Below are 8,841 nucleotides of genomic sequence, written 5' to 3'. Positions count from 1 at the left end.
GTCGACGAACTTGCGGAAACGCGCCTCGCTCTTCCGTAACGCCTGTTCGGCGCGCATGCGCTCGGTAATGTGACGCCCGACGCCGCGATAGCCGACGAAGCGCCCCTCTTTGTCAAACACCGGGAGCCCCGAGACGGACACATAGCGCTTGCCGCCGCCGGGCGTCGGCCGGGCGAGTTCGAAATCGCGGAACGGGAGATGGGCATCGAGCGTCTCCCGGTGCTTGCGCCAGGCCTCTGCGTCAGGCTCCAGGTACGGCACTTCCCAGCGCTTCTTACCGATCTCGGAGCCCGGTGCCGGCGCGTCGGCAAGGCGATCGGCGAACTCCTGGCGGATAAAGCGATGCTGCGCGTCGGTCTCCCAGTACACTTCGAAGGAGAATTGCACGAGGATGCGAAAGCGCTCCTCGCTCTCCTGCAGCGCCTCTTCCGCACGCTGGCGCGCTGCCAACATTTTCAAGTCGGCCTGCAATACGTCGCGCCACAGCAGCATGAGTCTGAGGTAAAGCCCGCTATACTCGTTCCTTTTGTTGTCACAAACACAGAGAGTTCCGAATATCTCGCCGTCGGGCCAAGCGATCGGTACACCCAGGTAAGAAATCAATCCCAGATCACTGTCAGGGCACAACTTCCACCGTTCGTCCTCGCGGGCGTCAGGGACAAGCAGCGATTGGCGGGTCTTCATCACGGTCTCGCAACAGAATCCTGTATCGAGCGATACGACGTCACAAAGTTTCCGCTTGGGGCTGCTGGATATGAAGACCTTGATGTCGGGCGGCTCCGCCCGCATGATCAAGGCGGAAGGGACGTGGACGATCTCGGCAAGTAGATCCACGATCTCCTGCCACTTGCTGACGATCTCAGAGGGTAATTTGAGCAGGATGTGGCCTGAATCATATTTTTGGGACGAATAGCTCGCCGTTGCGCGTCCCGCAGCGGCAGATTGCTTCCCAACGGTCTAGAACATTGGATGCCGGTCAATCTCGCTCCAGCAGCGAATGATGGATCAGGGCATATCGCGTGACGACTATACTTACGTATAAAGTGGCTAGACCTTCGCACTCCGACGCGGGATATCCCTTACCGTTCGCTAGAAACTATCAATGTCGAATTGGAAACCAACCTGATGTACCCGCGCCTCCGCGTCACATGTTCGGACCGGTATCGGGGAGACAAGAACCACATGGTCGGTAGGCAGTACCTCACGCGCCAGGCGGCGACCGTCAGGGAAGTAGAACTTATACTGTGCTGGAGTGAACTTCCGACATGAAGGCGGCTTCAAGACGATCCTGATCCACGGCGCTGGCCCGCCTGATCGAGATCCCCGCCCCCGCTGCTGGCACTATTCCGTGGTGCCGCTGGATGGACTCCCCGATTGGGGCTGGTACGATATCTGCGCACATTTCAAGTTCACGTGGTGCGGCTCAGTTGGCTGGGTCGATCCGCGCCCGACTGGTCTGAAGTAATAGATTATCAAAGGGGCTTTATTCGCCCTGGTTTATCATTTGCTTATCGAGCTTTGTCGCATGTCTATTTCTGACGAGCTGGCCAAACTCATTCCTATTGGCGAAGAAAACGCGGTATCTGGCCTGTTGCTTTGGAAGCAACTGAAGATGTGGTCACCGATGAGTATTAAGCACACTTTGAGGCTAATGGCTCGCGACGGACTGATCGAACGCAAGCAAGTTCAGCGCGACGGACGCGAGACGATCTTGTATTTCAGGTCGCGCAGTTGATTCAGCACAAGCCCGAGACAAAGGCTGGTTGGTCGCGAGAGTTTGACGAACCGATTGTATTCGCCGCATTGGCGCGGCTGGTTGAAGCCGGAAAACCGCTGCCTGGTGCCGTTCAACAGCTTCGCCGAATACGCGCCGGAGCCGAACCCCGAGACAAAAAAGAAGTTTGCTGATTGCTTTTCGCATCTGGCTCCTCTTGGAACAGACATACCGAAGAAGCGGACCCGTTCCGTAGGCAAAGCGCGGACCGGTCATTGTGCTGCCGGCGGACCTATCATCAGCGCCACCGATCAGAGCGGAGACCGTAGCACACTTCCGTAAGAAGAACGGCGCGAGTTCAATTCGCAAGAGCCCCGGTTTGTGGCTGATATTGAGTTCCGGGATATTACCTCTGAAGGTTTGCTCCGGGCCAGTTCGTGCAAGGGCCTGTCGAAAGGAACAGGTCGAACCTGATGGCGTTTTCGCCTTATGACCGAAACGGTGCCAACATTGGTTGAAAATTCTCTTCGGATTGCCTGGGACTACCTGGAGGCAACGGGTGAACTCGGCAATCCCGACACAGCGGCTAATCACCTGCTCGATACGATTGAGACGATGATACGCCGCGGCGAGCGCCGCCGACTCGTTCTCTCCAACAAAGCCATCGCGTCCTACCAACGATTTAGAGCGGAACAGGGATTGTCCTTAGTCTCGTAGGAACAAGGCCGTTGTCATGACGAACGCCAAATGTCCCACATTTCTTGGAATCGGATGGGTCTGCGAAAACCGTCCCAAGCGGGCGTGGAGCGAAGAGTTGCGTTGTCAGTGGGGCATGCCGTGCGAGTGTGCAGCGTTTATGGGCTGGAAGAGCCGCCGGATGTGAGTGGGGTCCTCCAGTCCAGCTCTACAAGCTGAATGGGCCGCCCAGCGTCTTCCGAAGGTAAGCGACACGTCCCCGTCCGAAGCGCGGATACCTGCGTAGGTCAACATCGGGAGTTTTGCGTATTTCGCCGACCGTCCTAATGCCGGCGTTCTTCAAGACAAGTCCTATTGTTATGGGCAATTGAACGTCCTTGATTTCCGTGTCGTCCGATAGGTCTGGGGTCGGGGCAAGCAGCAAGAGTCATCTCCCTTTCGCCTTTAGCCTTTGGAGTTTGCTTCATTCCAAGCTTTCGGTCATCAGCTCAACATCTTCCGCGTTCTGTTCACTATTGGGCAGACATTGCCACCATTTCCCGCTTCCATCGACGAGCACAGGAGCAACGTGGCAGTCAGAGAACGAGAGATTTACCAGTCGCAAACGGTGACCGATGGCTTCTCTGCCGCGACGACCGTTTGTTTTTTCTTCATAGAGCCAACGAGCCGTCCGGCGGCAAACTCACACCAATGGAGCTTGGAGATTTTCTTCGCAAAGGCAATGCTGGACCGGAACATCAGGCGGAGTAACTTGCGTAATAATGAGCGAATAAAACGCGCCAATGCGAGCCTGCAAAAGAGGAGGACGCGATGTCAATTGCCAAGAAGCCTCTAGAGTCCAACGATTTTCCGGTGAATGCTGACGGCAAGAAGATCAAAAAGCAGGACGGCACGCCTATCGCGAGCACCGACGATCAGGCCGTTGCTGAAGACGTTGCAGATCGGCTTAACGGCGACGAAGCCCGCCGCGAAGAAGATAAGTGGTCCGCCTGAAGCCGAACCCCGGGTCCACGCTCGGCGGTCTGCCTCAGCGCCTTGGCTTCATCCAGGGCCCGCCATCCAGATGCCGCGCTCTTCGTTTGTCGTCAAGATAGTCTCCCTCGCGCGCCTAACGCTCCCGAGACTGAGGCGCAGGGCCTCCTGCGCTCATTCTTCGGCTAAGAATTGATCCAAATCGATCTTCAGGTCTTTGGCCGCGTCGCCGCTAATGGCGAGACGAAGCACGCCATCTTCAGTCGAAATCTCCAGAACACCGGCGAGCGGGCTCATGGAGGACTTGTGCACGCTTGTATCTAAAACATTCAACGGAACGTCCGCCCGAACATAACCCTGGATCAGTTTGCTCATTGGATTTCCTGGCTAGCCCTATGGTAACTATACGTGTGCCGTAGATTGATACCGCGACCACCTCTTACGAGCCCTCACGGGACAATTGAAGGCAAGGCGCGCTTGTGATTATCGGGGCCGTCGATCCTCTTCAGCGTACGCAGGGTACCAATAAACCTTCAGGGTTAGTGTGGCGGTGCTCACGTCAGTTTCATCAGTCCACGAACCCTCAACATGGGCGATGCCGCTGATAGGGTTCGTGGCCGCCTTCATGGCCTGTGGTCAGTCGAATTACTGGTCAGTAAAGAACGTCAGGAACACTTTACCCTTCTCGCCGATCAAGCACAGAAACGTTCGCCGTGTATCCTTCTTACCTTTTTCAAGGTAGGCGTCGCCAATAACGATAGTTTTGATAGGCGTGTCCTCGACCTTAGTGTTGGCTTTGGCAACTGTCATTCCATCAAAATCGAGCGTCACGTCTTTGATGGATGGATCACGTTCCCGAAGAGCGATCAACCCTGTCGATCGGCACGCCTCCAGCTCTGGATTTGCAAGGGCTGAAATTGGAGCATTTAGCGCACCGAATACTGACATCGCGAAGACGAAGTAAATGGTTCGAACGCGCATCTTGGATCTCCAAAACGGGAAGGCTCTGCGGCAAAGCTGACAGCCATGTTTTGCGCCGCCCACCCCCGAGGGCGAAGCATTGTTCGGTCAGCGCTTCCGTTCCCGTCTATCGACATCCGGCTTGGACGGCGCCGGCTGCGCGCTGCTTACCGGATCGGATGCTGGGAATGTATCCTCTAGGCCTTTGTCCAACTTATCGTGCATTTCCTTGTCGGACTTTTGCGCCTGTTTCGGATCTTCGGCATGCTTATCTTTCGGCGCCGGGTTGAACTTCTCCGTCATAGCCGTCCTCCATGCTAGGCAGGCCAACGCATCCTTGGGGCCCTGGGTTCCTCACGTGGCACGCCGCGTTTGCTCGAAGCTTGCAGAAGCGGCTGCTTGTCTGACGAACGAACGTAATCGGCCCCAGCATGGAACCGCGCGTGCTCCGTTGATTTGATTCACATGGACGGACATGACCAGCCCACCGCACCGAAGCAAACAAGCAACTCTTCGCCTAAAACCATTCCCATGAAAGATGCCTTTGATCAGTGGCGGGAATGGGCCAATAAGCCATTCTCGGACAGGGCAACAATACCGGCCGAAATACAAACACCTGTGATGGCATTGCCGCCCGAGGACTCCAGCTCTCGTCTTGCAGCGATTGCATTCGACCTCAAGCCAACCCAGTCTGCCATTGGCATTGAGCAATCGTCGGGGAGGGCTGCGCTGGCCCGCCATAGCCTACCATGCGAACCGACCATGCGTCGGCCTCTGCGCGGTCTGCCTCCCGGATGGCTTTCTGCGCGATTTCACGGGCAGCCTTGGCATGGACGTCGGCGCCCATGATGCGACCGCCCCAAATTACCTCTCGGCTCTTGCTGCTCATCGCCAAGGATTCCGTCCTTCCGCGAATGTTTGCAATGCCTCTAGCATTGGCGTCTGGGTCTTCAGGCCGAGCTCCCGCGCGCGATGGAGGTTCTCAGAGCCTCTGAGCCACATCCCTTTGGTCAACTCTTAAAAGGTGAAGCCATGGAACTGGTGAAGGTTCAGACCGCGCAGGTAACCAGCGACCCGGAAGCGCTCGCATTGGTCTACGATAAGGATCGCAAGTGGCTGGTGCAGCAGCAGCTGGAGGATGCCACCAAAGATGCGATGGGCACCGACGCCCGAGCTTTTTTCGAGGCCGAGTACCAGCCCACGATTGGTTGCTGGAAAATCGGCAAGCGCGTGAGTGATCGAGACTGGTGACTAGCAGGTGGCTCGAGGGAAGCGCGGACTTCCCATTCAAGGCACCCCGAAACCGGGCTGCCGCCTGCGAGCAACCGGCCTGTCTTAACATTTGTTGCCCGCCGAATCCGCTTGACCGGCTCGCAAAATTGCATCCACCTTTTCCCGACCTATTTTCGACTCGGGACAAGGGAGTTTTGCGTAATGAGTACACCGTCGATTGTTCCTGGACAAGGATTTCTACCTGATCCTGGAAGACTTCCGGGCTGGCCCCTCTTTCCGGGAGACCGACGAGGGCATCACCTACATCAAGCTGATCGATGACCTACTGACCGGGCAGTACGACAACGTCCTACGGGTCGTAGCTTTCAACCCGGTCGAGGGCTGGTCACGGGACGCGTCAGAGGACGTGGCGAACGCACTGGAGCAGCACATCGCCGCCGAAGGCCGCGAGATCTCTGAGCCGATGCGGGACTTCATCGAAGGCCAGACCGGGCGTAAGCTTGGACAGCAACTGGTTCTGCTCTGAACCATGCGCAGTATCGAGTTCGCACCTTGTCTGCCTACCCTCAAGACTTCGGTTCCGGCAACTCCTGATTGGATTCACGAAGTTAAACACGACGGCTATCGCCTGACTGTTCATCGGGAAGGCAAGCGCGTGCGGTTGTTTACCCGCAATGGTCACAACTGGACCGACCGATACCCGTTGATCGTTGAAGCCGCGCTACGGATCCGGGTTAGTTCATTCGTGCTTGATGGTGAAGCCGTCCTGCTCGGCGTCGACGGTCGATCCGATTTCGATGGCCTGCACAACCGCAAACACAATGACGAGGTGCAGTTCTATGCTTTCGACGTACTGATGAGCGAGGGCGGCGATCTGCGGAAGCTTCCATTGAGCATGCGAAAGACTAGCCTCGCGCGATTGTTGGCGCGTCGCATCAACGGAATATTCCTGTCAGATTTTGAACGTGGCGAGATCGGGCCGGACCTGTTCCGCCATGCCTGCATCATGGGGTTGGAGGGCTTGGTCTCTAAACGCAACGATCGCCCTTATCGCGCGGGCGTGTCGCCCAATTGGGTGAAGGTGAAGAACCCCGACCATCCGGCTATGGCGCGGGTGCAGGATGCTTCCGATGAGGCCTATCCTGCGAGGCAAGTATCCGGATGAGCGGCTGCGCCATTTTCCTAAGGACGCAGCGGATAACCACATCAGATGCCCCGACTGCGGCGGGTGGATCGATATTAGCGACTTGGGCGCCTTCGTTGATCACTCCGGGCCGCTGCCACATCCAGCAATCGATCAGCTGCAGTGAGCATTTCGAAACATGAAAGCCACCCAAGCGCTCATCTATACAATCCTGGCGGACGACAAGCCTGTGGCCGCGCTTGAAGCCAGCGGACCCGAAGCCCGCGAACTCCTTAGAGAGCAGTGGTTTCTCCATGAATTGTCCGCGCTTAAAGTTGACGGTGAACCGATTTACAAGGCCGGGACCCGGCTACGAGCCCGGCCGGCTACTGAAGACGAGTGGGCCATATACGACCAAGAGTGCAAGACAGCCGAGGATGCGGACGAAATCTTGTTCGTTTATCTAGTCGACCTAGATAGCGCGTAGCCGTCATCCCCTGCTAGGCACGCGCATAACTTCTGGTCGGCGGACCACCTGCGCAGGAACCGCGCGGATTGCTCAAATCTTCGTCTTGTCTCTGTTCATCCATTTCGCTTCACTTCATCTGCAGGCCATTGCGAGCGACATCAGCTTGTGGTCACAGCGGCTGCCCTCGCTCCATCCCCTGTTGGCCCCCGTCGTCCTCCAAGTGCGGCGGGGGTTTTTCATGCAAGGCCCAACGGTTGATAGTTGAGTGCCGCACGCGCCCAGCTTGGTGTTTCAGTTCAGCCACACGCGTGCTGTTCCTTTCGAGGAACAGAACTTCCGACTCCACACCCCTGAAAACTTGCACCAGTGTTGAAAGCGCCGGGGCTGCAGTGCCAATTTCAAAACCGAACAATTTTCAACCCGGTGGCCGCGGCGCGAGAATGCCCGCGGCATTTGATTGCGCCCTCGCCTTTTTCATCCACCCCTCAGTCGCCATATCCCGCGCCCGGTTGGTCTCGCCAACGCGACCGCGGCGCATGATCTGAGCGCGGCGCATGATGCTCGGGTTATCAGACAGCACCAGCTCAATCCCGATATCAATCCGCCGGCCGTATTCCGACACACCATCGCCGCGGCGCACCTCGCCGATCGCGTCCCGGATGATGCCCGATGCTTTCCTCAAGCGCCGCTCGCCCAGCCCCTCCAACTCTGTCGTGGTGCGGTCTTGCTGCTTTGCCAGCCCGGCCATTTCGGCGCCGACCACCCGAACCTCCTCCATCATGGCAGCCCACTTTTTGGTGACGGCTTCCAGCTTGTCAGATTGCTGGCGATGTTTGTCTAGCAGCGAGGCTTTCGCATTCACGGCTTCCAGCTTGGGAAGGCCCTCTTGCTTCTCGGTAAAACCTTCCTGCGCCGCCTCCAACTCCATCAGGTCTTTATCGGCCTGAGCAATCGCCAGATGGATCTTGGCCGGGTCGCGGCCGGCAACCATCGCATCCTCAAGCAGACGCGCCAGGCCATCCCGATCGCCGCGCATGGCCTCGATACGTGTCAGAGAGAGTCAGGCCAGCGACATGATTTGTCAAACAAGGTCCAAATTGAATCAATGGCTTAGTGGACAATTAGCAGAAAAGAGAACCGGCTCAATCACTTAGACGCCACGTCGAAATAGGACTTTTAATCATGGGTCGAGTCCCTCCGCGCTCACCAATGAAATCAAATACTTAGAAGAATTTGTAAGCCCAAAGCCCGATCTAGAAAACATTGCGTGTACACAATGTGTCCACCTTTGGGGACTCGTTTTCTGGGCACGCTCGTGATCTGCGTCGCGCTGTACGCCGCCGCTAGGCTCACGCTGCGATACTACTTCCCCGGATACCTGACCTCACGAGCGGCCTTATTTTGGTTCTGTCAGGCCTCTGTCAGACGGATTGAAACAACCGGCTCTCAACAGCAATGAGTGGGCTTACGAGGGACCCGTTGGGCGACTTTTGAATAGCGGTTTGCGGAAGAGGCGATTAAATTTAAAGGAGGCCGCTGAAAAGCGACCTCTTGGTAGCACGGCCCGAGAGCTGCTTTTGCGGCGTGCCCGGCAGGCCGAGACTGCCTCGCACAATGAATCACTGGCTCAGCTCGAAGGGGCTTCAGCCTCCAACATAGGGTGAAAGGAATGCC

At 57.0% G+C, this 8,841-nt stretch carries 13 protein-coding genes and 2 pseudogenes; 8 read left to right on the top strand and 7 right to left on the bottom strand.

Annotation, left to right across the window (positions count from 1 at the left end; genetic code table 11):
* A partial coding sequence (locus KIP88_RS44720; protein WP_214494443.1) for a GAF domain-containing protein occupies positions 1-834 on the bottom strand: 834 nt, incomplete at its 3' end.
* A 691-nt stretch (positions 835-1,525) separates the two neighbouring features.
* Between KIP88_RS44720 and KIP88_RS44715 the strand changes: the two genes are divergently transcribed.
* The 3 genes and pseudogenes from KIP88_RS44715 to KIP88_RS44710 all read left to right on the top strand — a co-directional run bounded on the left by KIP88_RS44715 (position 1,526) and on the right by KIP88_RS44710 (position 2,431).
* A complete protein-coding gene (locus KIP88_RS44715) occupies positions 1,526-1,735 on the top strand; it encodes a hypothetical protein (RefSeq protein ID WP_214494441.1) in 210 nt (69 codons plus the stop codon).
* Positions 1,736-1,795: 60 nt separating this feature from the next.
* Positions 1,796-1,900, top strand: a pseudogene (locus tag KIP88_RS47600) (SOS response-associated peptidase); the annotation flags it as partial.
* Positions 1,901-2,203: 303 nt separating this feature from the next.
* Positions 2,204-2,431: a hypothetical protein gene (locus tag KIP88_RS44710; protein WP_214494439.1), complete on the top strand. Its 228-nt coding sequence runs from the start codon at positions 2,204-2,206 to the stop codon at positions 2,429-2,431.
* Between the two features lie 570 nt (positions 2,432-3,001).
* Here KIP88_RS44710 and KIP88_RS44705 read toward each other — a convergent pair.
* Positions 3,002-3,193 (bottom strand): hypothetical protein, encoded by a 192-nt coding sequence (locus KIP88_RS44705; protein WP_214494438.1) that lies wholly within the window; start codon positions 3,191-3,193, stop codon positions 3,002-3,004.
* Between the two features lie 27 nt (positions 3,194-3,220).
* Here KIP88_RS44705 and KIP88_RS44700 point away from each other — a divergent pair, with 27 nt between their 5' ends.
* Complete coding sequence (locus tag KIP88_RS44700; RefSeq protein ID WP_214494436.1) at positions 3,221-3,403, top strand: hypothetical protein; 183 nt, start codon at positions 3,221-3,223, stop codon at positions 3,401-3,403.
* A 153-nt stretch (positions 3,404-3,556) separates the two neighbouring features.
* Here the strand turns inward: KIP88_RS44700 and KIP88_RS44695 are convergent, their stop codons facing one another.
* From KIP88_RS44695 to KIP88_RS47595, 4 genes and pseudogenes are all read right to left on the bottom strand, one after another.
* The gene (locus tag KIP88_RS44695) at positions 3,557-3,757 is read right to left on the bottom strand and encodes a hypothetical protein (RefSeq protein WP_214494433.1); all 201 of its coding nucleotides are present in this window, start codon (positions 3,755-3,757) and stop codon (positions 3,557-3,559) included.
* Between the two features lie 270 nt (positions 3,758-4,027).
* A complete protein-coding gene (locus tag KIP88_RS44690; RefSeq protein WP_249791534.1) occupies positions 4,028-4,363 on the bottom strand; it encodes a hypothetical protein in 336 nt (111 codons plus the stop codon).
* Positions 4,364-4,450: 87 nt separating this feature from the next.
* Positions 4,451-4,645: a hypothetical protein gene (locus tag KIP88_RS44685; RefSeq protein WP_214494431.1), complete on the bottom strand. Its 195-nt coding sequence runs from the start codon at positions 4,643-4,645 to the stop codon at positions 4,451-4,453.
* A 336-nt stretch (positions 4,646-4,981) separates the two neighbouring features.
* Positions 4,982-5,231: pseudogene (locus tag KIP88_RS47595) on the bottom strand (hypothetical protein); the annotation flags it as partial.
* Positions 5,232-5,374: 143 nt separating this feature from the next.
* Here KIP88_RS47595 and KIP88_RS44680 point away from each other — a divergent pair.
* From KIP88_RS44680 to KIP88_RS44665, 4 genes are all read left to right on the top strand, one after another.
* The gene (locus KIP88_RS44680) at positions 5,375-5,593 is read left to right on the top strand and encodes a hypothetical protein (RefSeq protein WP_214494429.1); all 219 of its coding nucleotides are present in this window, start codon (positions 5,375-5,377) and stop codon (positions 5,591-5,593) included.
* Between the two features lie 199 nt (positions 5,594-5,792).
* Positions 5,793-6,101, top strand: coding sequence for a hypothetical protein (locus KIP88_RS44675; protein ID WP_249791533.1), 309 nt, complete (start codon positions 5,793-5,795; stop codon positions 6,099-6,101).
* Between the two features lie 3 nt (positions 6,102-6,104).
* On the top strand, positions 6,105-6,740 hold the full coding sequence (locus tag KIP88_RS44670) for an RNA ligase family protein (RefSeq protein WP_214494427.1): 636 nt from the start codon (positions 6,105-6,107) through the stop codon (positions 6,738-6,740).
* A gap of 157 nt (positions 6,741-6,897) precedes the next feature.
* Positions 6,898-7,185, top strand: a complete 288-nt coding sequence (locus KIP88_RS44665; RefSeq protein ID WP_214494426.1) for a hypothetical protein — start codon at positions 6,898-6,900, stop codon at positions 7,183-7,185.
* Between the two features lie 397 nt (positions 7,186-7,582).
* Here the strand turns inward: KIP88_RS44665 and KIP88_RS44660 are convergent, their stop codons facing one another.
* A complete protein-coding gene (locus KIP88_RS44660) occupies positions 7,583-8,203 on the bottom strand; it encodes a hypothetical protein (protein WP_214494424.1) in 621 nt (206 codons plus the stop codon).
* Between the last annotated feature and the right edge of the window lie 638 nt (positions 8,204-8,841).

This window comes from Bradyrhizobium sp. SRL28 (assembly GCF_018596315.1).
Taxonomy (GTDB): domain Bacteria; phylum Pseudomonadota; class Alphaproteobacteria; order Rhizobiales; family Xanthobacteraceae; genus Bradyrhizobium.
This window is presented reverse-complemented; position numbering and strand designations above follow the sequence as displayed.

Coding starts and splice junctions, on each gene's coding strand:
- KIP88_RS44715 (WP_214494441.1), top strand. CDS start 1,526: ATGTCTATTTCTGACGAGCTGGCCAAACTCATTCCTATTGGCGAAGAA.
- KIP88_RS44710 (WP_214494439.1), top strand. CDS start 2,204: ATGACCGAAACGGTGCCAACATTGGTTGAAAATTCTCTTCGGATTGCC.
- KIP88_RS44700 (WP_214494436.1), top strand. CDS start 3,221: ATGTCAATTGCCAAGAAGCCTCTAGAGTCCAACGATTTTCCGGTGAAT.
- KIP88_RS44695 (WP_214494433.1), bottom strand. CDS start 3,757: ATGAGCAAACTGATCCAGGGTTATGTTCGGGCGGACGTTCCGTTGAAT.
- KIP88_RS44690 (WP_249791534.1), bottom strand. CDS start 4,363: ATGCGCGTTCGAACCATTTACTTCGTCTTCGCGATGTCAGTATTCGGT.
- KIP88_RS44685 (WP_214494431.1), bottom strand. CDS start 4,645: ATGACGGAGAAGTTCAACCCGGCGCCGAAAGATAAGCATGCCGAAGAT.
- KIP88_RS44680 (WP_214494429.1), top strand. CDS start 5,375: ATGGAACTGGTGAAGGTTCAGACCGCGCAGGTAACCAGCGACCCGGAA.
- KIP88_RS44670 (WP_214494427.1), top strand. CDS start 6,105: ATGCGCAGTATCGAGTTCGCACCTTGTCTGCCTACCCTCAAGACTTCG.
- KIP88_RS44665 (WP_214494426.1), top strand. CDS start 6,898: ATGAAAGCCACCCAAGCGCTCATCTATACAATCCTGGCGGACGACAAG.
- KIP88_RS44660 (WP_214494424.1), bottom strand. CDS start 8,203: ATGCGCGGCGATCGGGATGGCCTGGCGCGTCTGCTTGAGGATGCGATG.